Raw genomic sequence first — 18321 nt, forward strand, 5'->3', positions numbered from 1 at the left:
TGATGCCCCCGTTCTCGAAAATTCAGTGATACCGCCGGCTCGCGTTCGCCGCGAGACGGAGATGTCAGCCGCCCAGCGAGCCCTTGGTGGAGGGGATTTCACCCGCCGCCTTCGGATCGATCGCAACGGCGGTGCGCAGCGCCCGCGCCAGACCCTTGAAGCAGGACTCGGCGATATGGTGGCTGTTATCGCCATATAGGGTCTCGACGTGGAGAGTCACGCCGGCGTTGATGGCGAAGGCCTGGAACCATTCGCGCACCAGCTCGGTGTCGAACTCACCGATCTTGTCGCGGGGGAAGTCGGCCTTGAACACCAGGAACGGGCGGCCCGAGATGTCGATGACCACGCGCGACAGCGTCTCGTCCATGGGCATGTGCACGCCGGCATAGCGGGTGATACCCGCCATGTTGCCGAGCGCCTGCTTGACCGCCTGGCCGAGTGCGATGCCGGTGTCTTCGGTGGTATGGTGATAGTCAATGTGCAGATCGCCCACGGCCTTGACCGTGAGGTCGATGCGGGAATGGCGGGCGAGAAGATCGAGCATATGGTCGAAAAAGCCGATGCCGGTCGCGATATTGGCCACGCCGGTGCCATCGAGGTTCACGGAGACCTCGATGTCGGTTTCCTTGGTCTTGCGCTTGATCGTCGCGGTGCGCATTGAAATGCGGTTTCCATTCTAGCTTTGAGCCGAAAACGCCAGTCTATTAACAGCCAAATGACACCTTCGCTACTGCGGGAACGGCCGGCCGGGCCTCTACTTCTGCCTATGGTGAGCGAAATTGAGCCCGAAACGGCCCGTTGTACCCTCAGCTCTGACCGCCTAAATCAGGCCGGACAACGAGGTATTTCATGCAGGATTCCCAGAACAGCTCACCTCACTGGCACGGCACCACGATTTTGACGGTCCGCAAGGGCGGCAAGGTGGTGGTCGGCGGTGACGGCCAGGTCTCGATCGGCCAGACCGTGATCAAGGCCAACGCCAAGAAGGTCCGCAAGCTCGGCAAGGGCGACGTGATCGGCGGCTTCGCCGGTGCCACCGCCGACGCCTTCACGCTGTTCGAGCGGCTGGAATCCAAGCTCGAGCAATATCCGGGGCAGCTGACCCGGGCGGCCGTGGAGCTCGCCAAGGACTGGCGCACCGACCGCTATCTGCGGCGGCTGGAGGCCATGATGATCGTGGCCGACAAGGACGTCTCGCTGGTGCTGACAGGCACCGGCGACGTGCTCGAGCCCGAAGCCGGCGTGATGGCGATCGGCTCCGGCGGCAACTACGCCCTGGCCGCGGCGCGGGCCCTGCTCGACACCGACAAGGACGCCGAGACCATCGTCCGCCGCTCCCTCGACATTGCCGCCGACATCTGCGTCTACACCAACCGGAATGTGACCATCGAGAGCCTGGCGAGCGGGTAGGGGCTTTGACCGAACAGCGGAGCTCCAGAGTCGGTGTAACCTCTCCCGCTTGCAGGCGGCAGAGGGAGCGCAGCACCGCCGTGGTTGCTAGATGACCTCAAGCTATGCCTTCCATCCGATGACCGCGGCCGACCTGCCGCTGATCCGGCGGTGGCTGGATGAGGCTCATGTGCGGGAATGGTGGGGCGATCCGGATGAACAGTTTGCGCTTGTCAGCGGCGATCTCGATGAGCCCGCGATGGATCAGTTCATCGTGTTGGCCGGCGACAGGCCATTCGGCTATCTTCAGTGCTACCGCCTGACCGCCTGGAATACAGGCTTCGGGCCGCAACCGGAGGGCACGCGTGGGATCGACCTGTTCATCGGCGACGGCAACATGATCGCACGCGGCCACGGCTCGGCGTTCATCCGCCAATTCGTCGACGAACAGCTGCGGCATGGTCTGGCCCGCATGGTCACCGATCCGGACCCGCTGAACCTGCGCGCGATACGCGCTTACGAGAGGACTGGATTCATCCGCGACCGCATGGTCGCGACGCCGGACGGTCCGGCACTGCTGATGGTTCGCAAACCGTGACGCTGGCGCAGGCGAGCGAGAGCAAGGTCGCGGTCCCACCGCTCGCCTGGGCCGGCCTCGCGCTGTTGCTGCTGGCGCTGCAGGCCTCGATCCTGCTTGCGATGGGGCGGGTCCCGATCTGCACCTGCGGCACCATCAAGCTCTGGCACGGCGTGGTGAACAGCTCGGAGAATTCGCAGCAGATCGCCGACTGGTACAGCTTTTCGCACGTGCTGCACGGCTTCCTGTTCTACGGCTTGACCTGGCTGCTGTTCGCACGGCTGCCGCTCCTGCCTTTGTCCTGGCCGGCGCGGCTGATCATCGCCATGGTGATCGAAGGCGCCTGGGAGATCGTCGAGAACTCGCCCTTCATCATCGAGCGCTACCGCGCGGGCACGATCTCGCTGGATTACTATGGCGACAGCATCGTCAATTCGGTCTCGGACAATCTGGCCATGGTCCTGGGGTTCCTTGCCGCTCGCATGCTGCCCGTCAGCGCGACCGTGCTGCTCGGACTTGCCTTCGAAATCATGCTGGCGCTCCACATTCGTGACAATCTGACGCTCAATATCCTGATGCTGATCCAGCCGCTCGAGGCCGTGAAACAATGGCAATCCGGCCCGCCGATCATCTGACCTAAATTGCGGCTTGTCCTTGGCCGCCTCCCGCCCTAGCTAATCAGACATGACAGACTTCTCCCCCCGCGAAATCGTTTCCGAACTCGACCGTTTCATCGTCGGCCAGGACGACGCCAAGCGCGCCGTCTCGATCGCGCTGCGCAACCGCTGGCGCCGGCAACAGCTCGAAGGCTCCTTGCGCGAAGAGGTGCTGCCGAAGAACATCTTGATGATCGGCCCCACCGGCGTCGGCAAGACGGAAATCGCGCGGCGGCTCGCCAAGCTCGCCAATGCGCCGTTCCTGAAGGTGGAAGCCACGAAATTCACCGAGGTCGGCTATGTCGGCCGCGATGTCGAGCAGATCGTGCGCGATCTCGTCGAGGTTGCGATCGCGCAGGTGCGCGAGAGAAAGCGCAAGGACGTGCAAGCGCGCGCCCAACTTGCCGCCGAGGAGCGCGTGCTCGACGCGCTGGTCGGCGCCAATTCCAGCTCGGCGACTCGGGAATCCTTCCGCAAGAAGCTGCGCGCCGGCGAGCTCAACGACAAGGAAATCGAGATCGAGACGCAATCGTCCGGCGGAGGCATGCCGATGTTCGAGATCCCGGGCATGCCGGGCGCGCAGATGGGCGCGATCTCGATCGGCGACATCTTCGGCAAGCTGGGCGGCCGCAGCAAGACGCGGCGGCTGACCGTGGAAGGCTCGCACGAGATCCTCGTCAACGAGGAATCCGACAAGCTCCTGGATACCGAGCAGCTGACGCTGGAAGCGATCAGCGCGGTCGAGAACAACGGCATCGTGTTCCTCGACGAGATCGACAAGATCTGCGCCCGCGACGGCCGCGTCGGCGGCGACGTCTCGCGCGAGGGCGTGCAGCGCGATCTCCTGCCGCTGATCGAAGGCACCACGGTCTCGACCAAGCACGGCGCAGTCAAGACCGACCACATCCTGTTCATCGCCTCGGGCGCCTTCCACGTCGCCAAGCCGTCCGACCTGCTGCCGGAATTGCAGGGCCGCCTGCCGATCCGAGTCGAATTGCAGGCCCTGACCCGCGACGACATGCGCCGCATCCTGACCGAGCCCGAAGCCTCGCTGATCAAGCAATATGTCGCGCTGATGCAGACCGAGGGCGTGACGCTCGACATCAGCGACAGCGCCATCGATGCTCTGGCCGACATTGCGGTGGCCGTCAATTCCACCGTCGAGAACATCGGCGCGCGGCGGCTGCAGACCGTGATGGAGCGGGTGCTGGACGAGATCTCCTTCACCGCCCCGGACCGTAACGGCGAGACCATCCGGCTCGATGCGGATTACGTGCAGAAGCACATCGGCGACCTCGCCAAGAACGCGGATCTGAGCCGGTTCATTTTGTAATTCGGGCCGGTCACGCTATTGATGCGGCGTGACCGTACGCATCCTGCAAAATCCCTGGCGACTCCTGCTCGCGATCAACGCCGCGATCATCGTCGGCGTCTTCATCCACAAGATCCAGCTGCCGCCTTACGTCCCCTATATCCACCTCCTGGTCGACTACCATTTCGGCTTCATCAAGCGCGCGCTGATCGGGGCGATCGTCGCGCTGTTCACGAACAAGGTGCCGGTATGGCTGGTGTTCGCGCTCGGCGGCGTGACGTGGCTGGCGACGCTGGGGCTGTACGCAAAGCTATTCGAGAAGACGTTCGGCTTCAGCGCGAAGACGCTGCCGCTGTTCGTCTTCACCGCAGGCTCGCCGTTCTTCCTGAAGAACTTCATGCACACGCTCGGCCATTTCGACATTTATGGCTGCGCGCTGGCGATCGTGCTGCTGCTGATGCCCGCAGGCTCGTTGCTGTTCGTTGCCGCGGCCGCGCTGTTCTCGATCATTCTCGTGCTGATCCATCACATTCATCTGTTGATGTATGTGCCGACGATCATCACCATCGTCGTGATCAGGCACTACCTGACCCATGGCTACAATCGCACCAACATTGCTTTCGGTAGCGTCGCCCTCGCCGCCGTCTCCGCATTGTTCTTTGCGGCGCAATTCCAGGGAACGATGCCGATCCCCGAAGCGGATTTCGTCGCGTATCTGAAGAGCCGGATGGCCGATCCATCGCGCGCCGACCTGCTGCAATTCGCCTACATCTGGTACCAGCCGCTGGCGAAGGAGGTTGCCGACACTTGGGGCCGCCTGCCGCACAATATCCTCGGCGTGCCCGTGTTCGCACTCTTGATCTGGCTGCACACGCCGCTTTGGCGCTATGTTGCGAACCTGATCGGCGCGCTCGCGAGCGAAACGCAGCGCCGCCTCATCATCGCAGCGCTGATCGGGATCAGCCTCGCTTATCTCGTGATGTTCGTGATGGTGTTCGACTATTCGCGCTGGATCTCGAACTGGGCGGTATGCATGTTCCTGATCCTGCATGCAGTGAAGATGCTGCCGGCCAAGCGCGAGACTGCGCTGATTCCGGCGGAGCATCAGAGGACAAACATCTTGGGGCTGATCATCACCTTGATCCCGCGCGTCGGAATCGTCCGGCCGTTCTGAGACGATCAGCTCTGAGACGATCGGCCAGCTCCGGAGACGGTGCGCTCCCTCTCCCGCTTGCGAGCGGGAGAGGTGTAGACTCGCTAACCTCTCGCCCGCCTGATCCGCACATACAGCGCGCCCTCGCCGCCGTGGCCGATATGCGCAGTCTCGAAGCCGACGACGAAGGCGCGGAATTCGGGCAGGCTCAGCCATTCCGGAACCTGGCGGCGGAGCACGCCGGTCTCGCCGCCGCTGCGGCCCTTGCCGGTGATCACGAGCACGAAGGTCAGGCCGTCCTGGTGGGCGCGGTGCAGGAAACCGGACAGCGCGCGATGGGCGCGCGTCTGGGTCATGCCGTGCAGATCGAGTCGCGCCTCGATCTCACTGCGGCCGCGCGAGAGCTTCGTCCGCTCGCGCTTGCCGAGCGGCGCCAAGGGCGGCACGGACGGTTTTGCGACACGCGGCGACGGCGCGGCGGCGACGGGTCGCTGCGATGACGCGGGTCGCATGGCAGGCACAGCGGGTGTCGCCTCAGCGCGCGGCGCGGCCTGTGCCTTCGCCACGCGATGCTTCCTCAGCGGCTTGACATGCTTTGCAACCGTATCCCACAGCTCGCGCTCCTCCTCGCTCAGCGCGCGACGGCGCGGCGAGGGGCGGGACTCCAGCACGGGCGGACGGGACGATCGTTTCATTGCTGCCGATGAGGACGATTCTTCACCGGTCGACGCGGTTCGGAGGCAGGCTCGATCGCGGGACGCGGCACCGGCAGCGGAACGGGGCCGGCGATGGCAACCGTTTCGTTCTTGCCTTGCGCCGCGGCGGCGGCAGGCGTGCCCGTCTTCGCCGGGTCGGTTTGCGGAAACAGTTTTGCGATCTTCTCCGAGGGCCTGGGGTCAGGTATCGGCAGCTTGGCGGCGCGCGGGCCGGGATCGAGGCTCTTCGGTATCAGCATCACGAAATGCATGGGGTGGCGCAGCCGTCCGGAGATACGGCCTGCCTCCTGGCCAGCACCGAAAAACAGATCGGCGCGCGCAGGTCCAATAATGGCCGAACCGGTGTCCTGCGCGATCATCAGCCGATGGAACGGCGTCTTGGCGCGTTCGGATTCGATCGGCAGCTCGCCCTCGATGAAGAACGGCGTGCCGTAGACATGCAGCGATTTGTCGACCGCGATCGAGCGTCCCGCGGTCAGCGGAATGCCCTGCGCGCCTATCGCCTCATCCTTGTCGGAGAGGTTGACCTCGCGGAAGAAGATGTAGGCGCGATTCTGGCGGCGCAGCTCCTTGGCGCCGTCGGGGTTCTGCGCCATCCACTCCCTGATCTTCTGCATCGACATCTCCTCTTTCGGGATGATGCCGCGCTCGATCAGGATGCGACCGACGGCCGTGTAGGGATAGCCGTTATAGGCGTCGTAATTGAGCCGAACCGTGCTGCCGTCCTCGAACTTGATCCGCGCCGAGCCCTGGATCTGGGCGAACAACAGATCAGTCGGGTCCTTCAGCCAGGCGATCTCCAGCCCGCGACCGGCGATCTTGCCGTCCTCGATCTCGCCGCGGTCGTAATAGGGCACCAGCTTGCGGCGGCCGATCTTGCGATAGACCGGGCCTTTGTTGGGCAGGCTGATCGAATCCTGCTTGTAGCCGCGCACGAACAGATTCGAGGGACGGCGATAGACCGGCACGTTGTAGACGTCGGTCTGCGTGCGCGATCCCTCCAGCACCGGCTCGTAATAGCCGGTGACGAAGCCATCGGGCTCGCCGAGGCGCGAGATCCGCAGCGGTGCGAAATTCTCCTCGAAGAAGGTCTTCGCTTTGGCGTCGTCGGTGAGATCGAGCGTTTTGGCAACCCGGCAAGGCTCGCTCAGCGAGGCGCCCAAAGCCTTGGGTTCGGCCGCGCCGTTCTGCGCATTGATCGATCGGCAGCTGGCGCGGAAGGTCTTGTAGGCGGCGAGATGATCGTCCGCGCCCCAACCCTTCACGTCCGCCCAGGCCAGCGGCAGATATTGCGCGCCGGGAATTTCGAACGGCAGGGAGAGCTGCGGATAGGGCAAGGGCCGCGGCGGAGCGGCAGGCACGTGCGACAGATGCTGGTGCTGACCGCGATGGTGGCGCCGCGCCGCCTCGGCGCCGAGCGAAAACGACGACAGCGCGACGGCACCTGCGCAAAGCGCCGTCGCGCCGGTCTTCAGGAAAAGCTTAATTCGCGCTTCCGGTGCCAACCAGCTTCCAGTTCGGATCGCGGGAGGAGGTGTCGCGGGCGAAAGTCCAGATGTCGGTGATGTCGGCGACCGTATCGGCACTGCCATCGACGATGTTGCCGGCCTTGTCTCGGGTGGCCGAGATCATCTGCGAAACGAAGCGCACGGTGAGCTGGGCAGTGCGGTCGCGCAGCTCTGCGCCGACGAGCTCGGCCTTGTCGATCGAAACGAAGCGCGTCTCGGTCTTTTGCTCGTTCTTCTCGCGTTCCCTGATCGCGGCGTCGAAGCTCTCATAGACCTCCGACGACAACAGGTCGCGCAGCGCGCGGCGGTCGCCATTGGCGAAGGCCAGCACGATCATCTCGTAGGCGCCGCGCGCGCCCGAGAGGAAATGGCGCGGGTCGAAGCTGGAATCCTTCTCGACGATGGCATCGAGCCCCTGCGCCAGCGCAGTGCCCGGCTCGGCCAGCCCTTTCCAGCGATCGGAGGGCGCGGTCGGCTCGGCCGTCGGCGCCAGCGGGGCCTGGTCGATCACCTTGCCCGGCATGGTCACGACGTTGTTGTCCTGAGCACCCCCCAGCGCATTGCGGGCGGCGGTGCGATCGAACGGCGGCCGCTCGTTGCCGGTGCGCTGCCCCAGCACGCTACGCAGTCTCAGGAAGATGAAGACTGCCAGCGCCAGGAATATGATGGTGTAGATGTCCACGTCGTATTCGCTTTCTGGTCTTTTCAGGGGTCGTTGCCGGGAAAATCAATCCGGCCAGTAGACCGTTCCTCGCGGAAACGGCAAGTCTACATCACCATTTTGGATCCACATCAGGTCCTCGGGATGTAGGCACGAAATCTTGCCCGGCCAATGGCGCCTTTTGGCACAGCGCCGAGTGTAGCGCGTTTTATGCTTAAGGGGAAACCCGATCCTGCCCGGAAATCGCGCATCTTCAATCGTTTAAGGCGCAATTTCGCGGAAAAGGCAGGATGAATGTCAAAGCTCCGGGCGCGGCCCGAATCCTTGATCCGGGACCGTTCGTCCTTGTGGAACGAGGCGGCCCTATGTTAGCCAACCGCCGCGAAATTCAGCCCAAATCGGGTAAGGAGAGACTTTCATGACCAACGGTAACGGCACCCCTCCCGAGGCGGCCCAGGCTCCCCAGCTGAACGTGCTGGCGCAATATACCAAGGACCTCTCGTTCGAAAATCCGAACGCGCCGAGCTCGCTGCAGCAGCAGAGCCAACCGCCGCAGATCAACATCCAGATCAATGTCAGCGCCAACAACCTCAGCGAACAGGAGTTCGAGGTGACGTTGTCGGTCGAGGGCAAGGCCGAGGCCGCGAGCAAGCTGATGTTCTCGTTCGAGCTCGCCTATGCCGGCGTGTTCCGCATTGCCAACGTGCCCAAGGAGAACCTGCATCCGCTGGTCATGATCGAGTGCCCGCGTTTGCTGTTCCCGTTCGCCCGCGAGATCATCGCAACGGCCGTGCGCGACGGCGGGTTCCCGCCGCTGATGCTGGATCCGGTCGACTTCGTCGGTCTCTATCGCCAGAACATGGAGCGGCAAATGGCCGCTCAGGGTCAAGCTGGTCAGGCCTGAGCGGCCGCCACGGCGGCTGGAGCGGGCAGGTACTCGTTCCAGATCGCCTTGTCGCCCATCGTTGCGATGAAGGCCCGATGGGCCTCGCGCTCGGCCTCCGAAATCCGCGGCGCAAGCGGCTCCAAGCGCTGCCGCCGCGGCGCATCGCCGGCCGCACTGACGCGAATCTCCTGGGCGTCCGAAGCCAGCAGCAGCTGCGACTGCCGCGCCCCGACCAGATCGACATAGACCTCAGCCAGCAGCTCGGCGTCCAGCAGCGCACCGTGCTTGGTGCGGTGCGAATTGTCGATGGCGTAACGCGAGCAGAGATCGTCCAGCCGGTTGGACACGCCGGGATGCTTGCGACGCGCCAGCAGCAGCGTATCCACCAGCCGCTCGCGCGGGATCGCGGCGCGCTTGATTCGGTCGAGCTCGGCATTGATGAAGCCGATGTCGAACGAAGCGTTGTGGATCACCAGCGGCGCATCGCCAATGAACGCCAGAAACTCGTCGGCGATCTCGTGGAACAATGGCTTGGTCGCCAGGAATTCGGACGATAGTCCGTGCACGGCGAACGCTTCCGCCGGCATGTCCCGCTCGGGGTTGATGTAGACGTGAAAGCTCTGTCCCGTCGGCATGCGATTGAATATCTCGACGCAGCCGATTTCGACCAGTCGGTCGCCGCGGAGCGGATCGAGGCCGGTGGTTTCGGTGTCGAGGACGATTTCGCGCATGCCGTCAAGAAGCCGTGTGAGACGGCGAATCAGGCTCGCCGCTGCGGCATCTTAACGACCTCGGCCAGGATGTGCTTGATTTGGTCGCGCACCGGGTCGAGTCCGTGTGAGGTATCCACCACGAAATCGGCCCGCTTGCGCTTCTCGGCATCCGGCGTCTGCTTGGCGATGATGGCGTCGAGCTTGGCCTCGTCCATCGTGCCGCGCTCCAGCACCCGCTGGCGCTGGAGTTCGGGCGAGGTCGAGACCACGACGACGGCGTCGACCCGCTTCTCGCCGCCGGTCTCGAACAGCAGCGGAATGTCCAGCACTACCACCGGCGCCTTGGCAGCCTCGGCGTCAGCAAAGAATTTCTGCCGGGAGGCGCCAAGCATCGGATGAACGATCTGCTCGAGCTGCTTGATCGCGGCAGGATCGTGCACGACGCGCGCCGATAGTTTTTGCCGGTCGACCTTGCCGTTCACGGTGGTGCCGGGGAAGGCCGCCTCGATCGCCGGGGCTGCTTCACCCTCATAGAGCTGATGCACGGCAGCGTCGGCATCGTAGACGGGAACACCGGCCTCCGCGAACAGCTTCGCAGTGGTGGATTTGCCCATCCCGATCGAGCCGGTCAGTCCGAGGATCCGCATCAACGCCCAGCCATCTCTGTCATTCACACCGCAACTAGCCTTTCGCGCCGCAGGAACGCAAGCAGCGGCAGCAGCGGCAGGCCGAGAATGGTGAAATGATCGCCCTCGATCCGTTCGAACAGGTGAATGCCAAGCCCTTCGAGCTGATAGGCGCCGACGCTGGTCGTGACGGCATCGCCGGCAGCGTCGAGATAGGCCGAAAGCTCGGCGTCGGTCATCTCTCGCATGGTCATGCGAGCGACCGAAACGTCCTCGAACACAATCTTGCCGTCACGCGCCACGGCCACCGCCGAATTCAGCTCGTGGCTGTTGCCGGCGAGATCGCGCAACTGCGCCATCGCCTGGGGACGGCCCGCGGGCTTGTTGAAGAGCCGCATCCCGAGAGCCAACGTCTGATCGGCCCCAATCACGTAGCTCCCCGGATGACCCACCGAAACGGCCTTGGCCTTTTCTCGCGCCAGCAACAAGGCGATCTCGCGCGGATTTGAAAGTCTCGAGCCGGCCTGAATGCCGCGCTCGTCGATATCGGCCGTCACGGCCTCGAATTCGAGCCCGGCATTGGCCAGCAGCATTTTGCGCGCGCTGCTCTGCGAGGCCAGGATCAACGGGGATGTGCCGCGCCACAGTGTCATGGCAAAAGCTATTCCGACGGCCGGTTGCGTTGGCGATCACTATAGAGCTTCATGATCGCCGCCGCGGTTTCCTCGATCGAACGGCGCGTGACGTCCAGCAGCGGCCAGTCATGCTTGGCGCTGAGCTTGCGCGCAAACGCGACCTCCTCGGTGACCGACTGCTTGTCGGTGTAGGTGTCGCTGCCAGACTCCGCGCCCATGGAGAGCAGGCGATTCTGGCGGATCTGGATCAGGCGTTCCGGCGTCGCGTGCAGGCTGACGACCAGCGGCCGCGTCAGTGTCTCCAATTGCGAGGGCACCGGAATGCCCGGAACCAGCGGCACGTTGGCGGTACGGATGCCGCGATTGGCGAGATAGATCGATGTCGGCGTCTTCGAGGTGCGGGACACGCCGACCAGGACCACGTCGGCCTCGTCGAGACCCTCGACATGCTGACCATCGTCATGGATCATCGTGTAGTTCAAGGCGTCAATGCGCTTGAAATATTCCGCGTTGAGGACGTGCTGAGCGCCGACGCGGCCTGTGGTCGCAGCGCCAAGATAGGCTTCGAACAGCTGCATCACCGGACCGATGATCGACAGGCTCGGAACGTTGATCTCCTTGCACTTGCCTTCGAGTCTCGCGACCAGATCCTTCTCGAGCAGCGTGAACAGCACGATTCCCGGCGCTTCCTCGATCTCGTCGAGCACGCGGTCGAGCTGCTTCTGGCTGCGCACCAGCGGATAGACGTGCTCGACCGGCGTCACGTTGGCGTATTGGGCCGCGACCGCGCGCGCCACGGTAATGAGCGTCTCACCCGTGGAGTCCGAGACCAGGTGCAGATGGAAATAATTGTTCGAGGTCGGCACAAAAACCCTTTGAATTTCGGTGGGGCGGTTTGTGGATTTCTGTGGAGCTTAACCCCTCGGAAAGGGATGTGCGACACCAGGGGCGGGACAAGTGCCGATTTTCTTCACACCGCGGCCCGTCAGAACAAGTCCGGCACCCTGCGGAGACGGAAACGGGATTGCGCGAACAACCCCCTTGATAAGCTGCCGATAGAAATGCGCAAGCCTTTGAAGACGACTGACTTATCGGACGTCGGCAGAGGCCATCCGGGATATGTGGATGGCTGTGAACAAGCGCGCGTGAACTCGCGGACGGAATTGCGTGAGTCCAATCCACGGTCACAAAGACTCAAACCTTAAGAATCTAAGATTCTAGATTTGAGGAAGGCACTGCAGACGGATATGTGTGCGGGGTAAGACCTTAATGAGTTCTTACTATCCCCAGCGTTCTCAGATGGTCAGGAATTCGGACCGCGAAAATGTTCGAAGACGTCTATCTCTGGATCAAGGCGCTGCACGTGATCGCCGTCATCTCCTGGATGGCCGGCATGCTCTATCTGCCGCGGCTGTTCGTTTATCATTGCGAAGCCGAAATCGGTTCGAAGCAGTCGGAGACGTTCAAGATCATGGAGCGTCGGCTGCTCAAGGCGATCATCAACCCGGCCATGATCGTCACTTGGCTCGCCGGGCTCTATCTGGCCTGGTCCGGCCATTGGTTCACGTTCGGCTGGCTGCACGTAAAACTGGCACTGGTGCTGGTGCTGTCCGCGGTCCACGGCTTTTTTTCCCGCTGGTGCAAGGATTTCGCCGCCGACCGGCGCCCCGGCAGCCAGAAATTCTATCGGATTATCAATGAGGTGCCGACCGTCCTGATGATTTTCATCGTCATCATGGTGATCGTGAAGCCGTTCTAGGCAAGCGGCCCGACGATTAGCTCAGCGCTTCGGCTTGCGGAGCGGAGGGCGATTTTCTATATTATCGACATCCCACCCAACGCAGGCGGATGTGGTTGTGTCCGAGCTTTCCAGAGGCCGGACACCGCATCAGGTTTGAAGCCTCACCGGCACTCACCTTGCCAGACCTGCGGACCTTACCTGCACCTGCTCGCGTCCGCATTTCAGAGCCTCCTCGCACCCCCTCTTTTTCAGGTTACCCCACAGGACCACCCCAATGCGGGAAATCAAACTCCAGGACCTCAAGACGAAAACCCCGGCCGAGCTCGTCTCGTTCGCGGAAGAGAACGGGGTCGAGAATGCCAGCACCATGCGCAAGCAGGAGCTGCTGTTCGCCATCCTGAAGCAGCTCTCGCTCGCCGAGACCGATATCGTCGGCGAAGGTGTCGTCGAGGTGCTCTCCGACGGCTTCGGCTTCCTCCGCTCGCCCGATGCGAATTATCTGCCGGGCCCGGACGACATCTACGTTTCGCCCTCGCAGATCCGCCGTTTCGGCCTGCGCACTGGTGACACCATCGAAGGCCACATTCGCAGCCCGAAAGAGGGCGAGCGCTACTTTGCGCTGTTGAAGGTCAACACGCTCAATTTCGAGGACCCGGAAAAGGCCAAGCACAAGGTCAATTTCGACAACCTCACGCCGTTGTTTCCGAACCAGCGCTTCCGCATGGAAATCGACGATCCGACGCGAAAAGACCTGTCTGCGCGCGTGATCGACATCGTTGCGCCGATCGGCAAGGGCCAGCGCGCCTTGATCGTCGCGCCGCCGCGCACCGGTAAAACCGTGCTGATGCAGAACATCGCGCATTCGATCACGCACAACCATCCGGAATGCTATTTGATCGTGCTTCTGATCGACGAGCGTCCGGAAGAAGTCACGGACATGCAGCGCTCGGTGAAGGGCGAGGTGGTGTCCTCGACCTTCGACGAGCCGGCGGTGCGCCACGTCCAGGTCGCCGAGATGGTGATCGAGAAAGCCAAACGCCTGGTCGAGCATGGCCGCGACGTGGTGATCCTGCTCGATTCGATCACGCGCTTGGGGCGCGCCTACAACACCGTGGTGCCGTCATCGGGCAAGGTGCTGACCGGCGGTGTCGACGCCAACGCGCTGCAGCGCCCGAAGCGCTTCTTCGGTGCCGCCCGCAACATCGAGGAGGGCGGCTCGCTGACCATCATCGCGACCGCGCTGGTTGATACCGGCAGCCGCATGGACGAAGTCATCTTCGAAGAGTTCAAGGGTACCGGTAACTCGGAGCTGATCCTCGACCGCAAGGTCTCGGACAAGCGTACCTTCCCGGCGATCGATATCTCGCGCTCCGGCACCCGCAAGGAGGAGCTCATCACCGATCCGCAGGTGCTCAAGAAGATGTACGTGCTCCGGCGCATCCTCAATCCGATGGGTACGATGGACGCCATCGACTTCCTGCTCGACAAGCTGCGCTCGACCAAGAGCAATTCGGAGTTCTTCGACTCCATGAACACATGAGTGCAGTGCAGCAAGGAAAAAAGGGCGCCTTCGGGCGCCCTTTTTGTTGCGGCTTTGCTGCAGCGAAGTGCAGCATGGCTAGCGACCCGAATTCGGGACGTCTTTTAATCTTTTGATATAGAAAAGTAATACTTGAATTTTGGCCAGCCTATCCGCCGCGCGAGAGTGCATTTTTGCAGCAAAATTGCTGGGAGGTTTATTGCACTGCAACATTAATCACTGTGAGATCTGGTGCAGCAAAATCCCGCAGCCCGGCAGCTAACAACGGATGTTTGCCTTTTCGCCGCGAGCCGGACAAATAGGCCATGCATCCGCGAGACCAGACCATTTTTGCGCTGTCATCCGGCCGGGCGCCCAGCGCGATCGCCGTGGTGCGCGTGTCGGGCTCGCAGACCAGTCTGGTACTGACGACGCTCGCGGGCAAGCTGCCGGCGCCGCGGCAGGCGAGCCGCCGGCTGCTCCGCAACAGTGCGGGCGAGCCGATCGACGAGGCGGTCGTGCTCTGGTTTCCGGGACCAGCCAGCGCGACCGGGGAGGACATCGCCGAATTTCACGTCCATGGCGGCCGAGCCGTGCTGGCGGCGCTCGTTTCTGAGATTTCTAATATTCCGAATACACGGGCGGCTGAGCCTGGAGAGTTCACCCGACGCGCTTTTGAGAATGGCAAGCTCGACCTGACCGAGGCCGAGGGCCTCGACGATCTCATCCACGCCGACACCGACCGGCAGCGACGTCAGGCGCTGCGCCAATTGCAGGGCCTGCTCGGCGATCGCGCGCGCGACTGGCGCGAGCGCATCATCGAGGCCTCGGCGCTGATCGAGGCCGGTATCGATTTTTCCGATGAAGGCGATGTGCCGGCAGAGCTGAGGGCGCCGGCGGTGAAGGCGATCAAAGCGCTGCACGACGAAATCGCAAAGGTCCTTGCCGCACAAGGACATTCTGAACGCCTGCGCGACGGCCTGGTGGTTGCGATCGCCGGCGAGCCCAACGTCGGCAAGTCGACGCTGATGAATCAGCTCGCGCGCCGCGAGGTCGCGATCGTTTCGCCGCATGCCGGGACCACGCGCGACGTCATCGAGGTGCAGCTCGATCTCGACGGCTATCCCGTCACTGTCATTGACACCGCCGGCATTCGCGAGACCGATGATCCCGTCGAGCAGGAGGGCGTGCGTCGGGCGCGGGCGCGAGCCGAGGACGCCGATTTGGTGCTGTGGCTGGTGGAGGGCGGGCAGGCTGCCGATCCCGACGCAAGACCCTCGCTGTGGACGTCCGGAGACGGAAGTGATGAGTCCGGCGGCTCGGTCTGGATCGTGCGCAACAAGATCGACCTTGGCGGAGCCGGGGCAACCGAGCCGGCAGGCGAGTTCGGGATCTCGGCGAGCCGGGGCGACGGCATTCCCGAACTGGTCGAGGCACTAGTGAAATTCGCCGCCAATTTCTTCGGGACGACCGAGGGCGCATTGGTGACCCGAGCCCGCCAGCGTGATTTGTTGCGCCAGGCGTCAGACAGCTTGCGCCGGAGTCTGGAGCTTGTGGAAGACGGCGAAGAGCTCGCGGCCGAAGAGCTGCGTGCCGCCGCCTATGCCCTAGGCCGGCTGCTCGGCCGGGTGGATGTCGAGGATGTCCTCGGGGCCATTTTCCAGAAGTTCTGCATCGGAAAGTAGGCGCTAGTTCTTTATTGGAAGCTCTTGTTCCACTCCGTTGTTTCACGTGAAACAGGGACGGTTCCTGCAGTCCCTGTTTGCGGGTTCCGGTGGTTTCAGGTGAAACTGCGGCCCTGCTAAGTCAGTCTAGGCACCATTGCCCGATCTGGCAGATGCGCGTTTGAGTCAGCCGCCGCGCCTCAATCTCGCCATTGCGAGGAGCCCTTGCAACGAAGCAAATCCAGACAGCCTCCGCAGAGGGATTCTGGATTGCTTCGCCCGCTCGCAATTGACGGAGCGTGGGGCGACCGCCTCGCATCTAATCGGTACCTCCAGTAAACGAGACAGTGGCTTAGTAGCACCCGTTTGATCCCATTGTGGCAAGAGAGCCTTTGATCTCGTTTCACGTGAAACACGAGGCGGAACAGGGCGCCTCCTACTGTGCATGGGGTTGTTTTCGCAAATTGCTTTCAGCTGCAAGCCCTCGCTGTTTCACGTGAAACACGCGCGCGCCGAGTTTCCGCTTCCGGCTTTTTCCGCTCTGGGATAGAAGTCCGCCCATGCGAACAGAGCGAGAGAGTTTCGACGTCATCGTGATTGGCGGCGGCCACGCCGGCTGCGAGGCCGCGGCTGCGGCTGCGCGGGTGGGGGCGGCGACGGCGCTGGTGACGCACCGTTTCTCGACTGTTGGCGCGATGTCCTGCAATCCGGCCATCGGCGGCCTTGGCAAAGGCCATCTGGTTCGCGAAGTCGACGCTCTCGATGGTCTGATGGGCCGGGTGGCGGATGCCGGTGGCATCCAATTTCGCGTCCTCAATCGCCGCAAGGGCCCCGCAGTCCGGGGACCGCGGGCCCAGGCGGACCGCAAGCTCTACGCCGCTGCCATGCAGGCCGCGATCCGGGACACTGAGGGCCTCTCCGTCGTCGAAGGCGAGGCCGATGAGCTGATCGTGGTCGAGGGACGGGTGACCGGGCTTCGCCTGGCGGACCGTCGGGAGCTGCAGGCAGGGGCCGTGGTCGTCACCACCGGGACCTTCCTCCGCGGCCTGATCCATCTCGGCGAGAAAAACTGGCCCGCCGGACGCGTCGGCGAGGCCCCCGCGATGGGTCTTTCCAGCTCCTTCGAGCGTGCCGGCTTTACTCTTGGACGGCTTAAGACCGGTACTCCGCCGCGCCTGGACGGCACCACGATCGACTGGTCCGCGGTCGAGATGCAGCCTGGCGACGAGCCCCCGGAGCCATTCTCGGTCCTGACCGAGCGGATCACGACCCCGCAGATCCAGTGCGGGATCACCCGGACCACGGCCGCGACCCATGAGGTGATCCGGGCCAATGTCCACCGCTCCCCGATGTACTCCGGCCAGATCAAGAGCTCCGGTCCCCGCTATTGCCCCTCGATCGAGGACAAGATCGTCCGCTTCGGCGACCGTGACGGCCACCAGATCTTCCTGGAGCCGGAGGGGCTCGACGATACGACCGTCTATCCCAACGGCATCTCCACCTCGCTCCCCGAGGAGGTCCAGCTCGCGATCCTCGCGAGCATTCCCGGCCTTGAGCGGGTGAAGATGGTCCGCCCCGGCTACGCCATCGAATATGATCACATCGAGCCCCGTGAGCTCGATCCGACCCTGCAGACCAAGCGTTTGCGGGGGCTGTTCCTGGCCGGGCAGATCAACGGCACTACCGGATATGAGGAAGCCGCCGGGCAGGGCATCGTCGCCGGTCTGAATGCGGCGCTCTCTGCCAGCGGCGCCGCGCCGACCGTATTCGACCGGGCGGATGGCTATCTCGGCGTGATGATCGACGACCTCGTCACCCGCGGGATCAGCGAGCCCTATCGGATGTTCACCTCCAGGGCCGAGTACCGGCTGACGCTACGGGCAGACAATGCCGATCAGCGGCTGACTGAGAAGGGGATCGCTCTCGGTTGCATCGGCAGTGCCCGAACCCAGCACCATCGTGCCAAGATGGAAGCCCTGAATGCGGCGAGGGCGCTCTCGAAGTCACTGACGATCACCCCGAATGAGGCGATCAAGCACGGGCTGTCCCTGAATCGGGATGGCCAGCGCCGCTCCGCCTTCGAGCTGATGGCCTATCCTGATATCGGCTGGAGCCAGGTCCGTGCGATCTGGCCGGAGCTATCGGCCATCGATCCCATCATTGCCACCCACCTCGAGATCGACGCCAAGTACGACGTCTACCTGGAGCGCCAGAGCGCCGACGTCGAAGCCTTCCGGCGGGACGAGGGGATGGTGCTGTCGGAAGTCGACTACCAGCTGGTCCCCGGTCTCTCCAATGAAGTCCGCGCCAAGCTGGAGAAGGCGCGGCCATTCACCGTCGGCCAAGCCGGCCGGATCGATGGCATGACGCCGGCCGCGCTCGGCATCCTCGCGGCCTATCTCCGCCGCGAGGCGAGGAAGACTTCCAAGGCAATCGCATAGGCGTTTCACGTGAAACAGCGCGGACCGGGCGGAGACAGACCGCTGTTGCGACGATCCGGATCGGGCGAGCGCGGCGGGCGCCGAGGCGAGCCGGCACCGGCCAGCCCGAAGGTCGACAAGGCAA

Annotated in this window: 18 protein-coding genes; 10 read left to right on the forward strand and 8 right to left on the reverse strand. The window is 63.4% G+C overall.

The features are described 5' to 3' along the window. Window positions 1-64 precede the first annotated feature (64 nt). A complete protein-coding gene (gene hisB / locus BRAD3257_RS00890; RefSeq protein WP_027561673.1) occupies window positions 65-658 on the reverse strand; it encodes an imidazoleglycerol-phosphate dehydratase HisB in 594 nt (197 codons plus the stop codon). A gap of 191 nt (window positions 659-849) precedes the next feature. On the opposite strand from hisB, the gene hslV reads away from it, so the two are divergent. The 5 genes from hslV to BRAD3257_RS00915 all read left to right on the forward strand — a co-directional run bounded on the left by hslV (window position 850) and on the right by BRAD3257_RS00915 (window position 5108). Further along, complete coding sequence (gene hslV / locus BRAD3257_RS00895) at window positions 850-1410, forward strand: ATP-dependent protease subunit HslV (RefSeq protein WP_122400248.1); 561 nt, start codon at window positions 850-852, stop codon at window positions 1408-1410. A gap of 91 nt (window positions 1411-1501) precedes the next feature. Then, window positions 1502-1987, forward strand: a complete 486-nt coding sequence (locus BRAD3257_RS00900) for a GNAT family N-acetyltransferase (protein ID WP_122400249.1) — start codon at window positions 1502-1504, stop codon at window positions 1985-1987. Next, complete coding sequence (locus BRAD3257_RS00905; protein ID WP_122400250.1) at window positions 1984-2601, forward strand: DUF2585 domain-containing protein; 618 nt, start codon at window positions 1984-1986, stop codon at window positions 2599-2601. Before BRAD3257_RS00900 ends, BRAD3257_RS00905 begins: the two co-directional genes overlap by 4 nt. Before the next feature lie 49 nt (window positions 2602-2650). Continuing rightward, entirely contained in the window at window positions 2651-3955 is a 1305-nt protein-coding gene (hslU, locus tag BRAD3257_RS00910; RefSeq protein ID WP_122400251.1) for an ATP-dependent protease ATPase subunit HslU, read from the forward strand. Window positions 3956-3983: 28 nt separating this feature from the next. Beyond that, window positions 3984-5108 (forward strand): hypothetical protein, encoded by a 1125-nt coding sequence (locus BRAD3257_RS00915; RefSeq protein ID WP_122400252.1) that lies wholly within the window; start codon window positions 3984-3986, stop codon window positions 5106-5108. Between the two features lie 83 nt (window positions 5109-5191). Here BRAD3257_RS00915 and BRAD3257_RS00920 read toward each other — a convergent pair whose 3' ends face one another. The 3 genes from BRAD3257_RS00920 to BRAD3257_RS00930 are packed head-to-tail and all read right to left on the reverse strand — an operon-like array spanning window position 5192 to window position 7993. Next, complete coding sequence (locus tag BRAD3257_RS00920) at window positions 5192-5782, reverse strand: Smr/MutS family protein (protein WP_122400253.1); 591 nt, start codon at window positions 5780-5782, stop codon at window positions 5192-5194. Beyond that, window positions 5779-7308 (reverse strand): murein transglycosylase A, encoded by a 1530-nt coding sequence (gene mltA / locus BRAD3257_RS00925; RefSeq protein ID WP_162500051.1) that lies wholly within the window; start codon window positions 7306-7308, stop codon window positions 5779-5781. Before mltA ends, BRAD3257_RS00920 begins: the two co-directional genes overlap by 4 nt. Further along, window positions 7286-7993, reverse strand: coding sequence for a Tim44/TimA family putative adaptor protein (locus BRAD3257_RS00930; protein WP_122400254.1), 708 nt, complete (start codon window positions 7991-7993; stop codon window positions 7286-7288). Before BRAD3257_RS00930 ends, mltA begins: the two co-directional genes overlap by 23 nt. Window positions 7994-8390: 397 nt before the next feature. On the opposite strand from BRAD3257_RS00930, the gene secB reads away from it, so the two are divergent. After that, window positions 8391-8876 carry a protein-export chaperone SecB gene (secB, locus tag BRAD3257_RS00935; protein ID WP_122400255.1) on the forward strand — a complete coding sequence of 162 codons (486 nt, stop codon included), beginning with the start codon at window positions 8391-8393 and terminating at the stop codon, window positions 8874-8876. On the opposite strand, the gene dnaQ is transcribed toward secB, so the two are convergent. From dnaQ to BRAD3257_RS00955, 4 genes are read right to left on the reverse strand one after another with little or no spacing between them, the layout of a single operon-like run. Further along, window positions 8867-9619 (reverse strand): DNA polymerase III subunit epsilon, encoded by a 753-nt coding sequence (dnaQ, locus tag BRAD3257_RS00940; RefSeq protein ID WP_283809979.1) that lies wholly within the window; start codon window positions 9617-9619, stop codon window positions 8867-8869. The two genes, secB and dnaQ, sit on opposite strands and share 10 nt — an antisense overlap. Continuing rightward, complete coding sequence (gene coaE, locus BRAD3257_RS00945) at window positions 9619-10218, reverse strand: dephospho-CoA kinase (protein ID WP_122400257.1); 600 nt, start codon at window positions 10216-10218, stop codon at window positions 9619-9621. The genes dnaQ and coaE overlap by 1 nt, the downstream gene beginning before the upstream one ends. 23 nt (window positions 10219-10241) lie before the next feature. Next, on the reverse strand, window positions 10242-10850 hold the full coding sequence (locus BRAD3257_RS00950; protein WP_122400258.1) for a Maf family nucleotide pyrophosphatase: 609 nt from the start codon (window positions 10848-10850) through the stop codon (window positions 10242-10244). A gap of 8 nt (window positions 10851-10858) precedes the next feature. Further along, window positions 10859-11698 carry a pyruvate, water dikinase regulatory protein gene (locus BRAD3257_RS00955; protein ID WP_122400259.1) on the reverse strand — a complete coding sequence of 280 codons (840 nt, stop codon included), beginning with the start codon at window positions 11696-11698 and terminating at the stop codon, window positions 10859-10861. A gap of 458 nt (window positions 11699-12156) precedes the next feature. Between BRAD3257_RS00955 and hemJ the strand changes: the two genes are divergently transcribed. From hemJ to mnmG, 4 genes are all read left to right on the forward strand, one after another. Next, window positions 12157-12591, forward strand: a complete 435-nt coding sequence (gene hemJ / locus BRAD3257_RS00965; RefSeq protein ID WP_122400260.1) for a protoporphyrinogen oxidase HemJ — start codon at window positions 12157-12159, stop codon at window positions 12589-12591. A 256-nt stretch (window positions 12592-12847) separates the two neighbouring features. Beyond that, window positions 12848-14113, forward strand: coding sequence for a transcription termination factor Rho (rho, locus tag BRAD3257_RS00970; RefSeq protein ID WP_122400261.1), 1266 nt, complete (start codon window positions 12848-12850; stop codon window positions 14111-14113). A 305-nt stretch (window positions 14114-14418) separates the two neighbouring features. Further along, the gene (gene mnmE, locus BRAD3257_RS00975; RefSeq protein WP_122400262.1) at window positions 14419-15777 is read left to right on the forward strand and encodes a tRNA uridine-5-carboxymethylaminomethyl(34) synthesis GTPase MnmE; all 1359 of its coding nucleotides are present in this window, start codon (window positions 14419-14421) and stop codon (window positions 15775-15777) included. A gap of 539 nt (window positions 15778-16316) precedes the next feature. After that, the gene (gene mnmG, locus BRAD3257_RS00980) at window positions 16317-18197 is read left to right on the forward strand and encodes a tRNA uridine-5-carboxymethylaminomethyl(34) synthesis enzyme MnmG (RefSeq protein ID WP_122400263.1); all 1881 of its coding nucleotides are present in this window, start codon (window positions 16317-16319) and stop codon (window positions 18195-18197) included. Window positions 18198-18321: the final 124 nt, after the last annotated feature.

The sequence above is a fragment of the Bradyrhizobium vignae genome, assembly GCF_900324035.1.
Lineage (GTDB): Bacteria > Pseudomonadota > Alphaproteobacteria > Rhizobiales > Xanthobacteraceae > Bradyrhizobium > Bradyrhizobium vignae.

Bases quoted from the DNA above. Each gene is read 5' to 3' on its own strand.
- hisB (WP_027561673.1), bottom strand. From the start codon at position 658: ATGCGCACCGCGACGATCAAGCGCAAGACCAAGGAAACCGACATCGAG.
- hslV (WP_122400248.1), top strand. From the start codon at position 850: ATGCAGGATTCCCAGAACAGCTCACCTCACTGGCACGGCACCACGATT.
- BRAD3257_RS00900 (WP_122400249.1), top strand. From the start codon at position 1,502: ATGACCTCAAGCTATGCCTTCCATCCGATGACCGCGGCCGACCTGCCG.
- hslU (WP_122400251.1), top strand. From the start codon at position 2,651: ATGACAGACTTCTCCCCCCGCGAAATCGTTTCCGAACTCGACCGTTTC.
- BRAD3257_RS00920 (WP_122400253.1), bottom strand. From the start codon at position 5,782: ATGAAACGATCGTCCCGTCCGCCCGTGCTGGAGTCCCGCCCCTCGCCG.
- secB (WP_122400255.1), top strand. From the start codon at position 8,391: ATGACCAACGGTAACGGCACCCCTCCCGAGGCGGCCCAGGCTCCCCAG.
- coaE (WP_122400257.1), bottom strand. From the start codon at position 10,218: ATGCGGATCCTCGGACTGACCGGCTCGATCGGGATGGGCAAATCCACC.
- BRAD3257_RS00950 (WP_122400258.1), bottom strand. From the start codon at position 10,850: ATGACACTGTGGCGCGGCACATCCCCGTTGATCCTGGCCTCGCAGAGC.
- hemJ (WP_122400260.1), top strand. From the start codon at position 12,157: ATGTTCGAAGACGTCTATCTCTGGATCAAGGCGCTGCACGTGATCGCC.
- rho (WP_122400261.1), top strand. From the start codon at position 12,848: ATGCGGGAAATCAAACTCCAGGACCTCAAGACGAAAACCCCGGCCGAG.
- mnmE (WP_122400262.1), top strand. From the start codon at position 14,419: ATGCATCCGCGAGACCAGACCATTTTTGCGCTGTCATCCGGCCGGGCG.
- mnmG (WP_122400263.1), top strand. From the start codon at position 16,317: ATGCGAACAGAGCGAGAGAGTTTCGACGTCATCGTGATTGGCGGCGGC.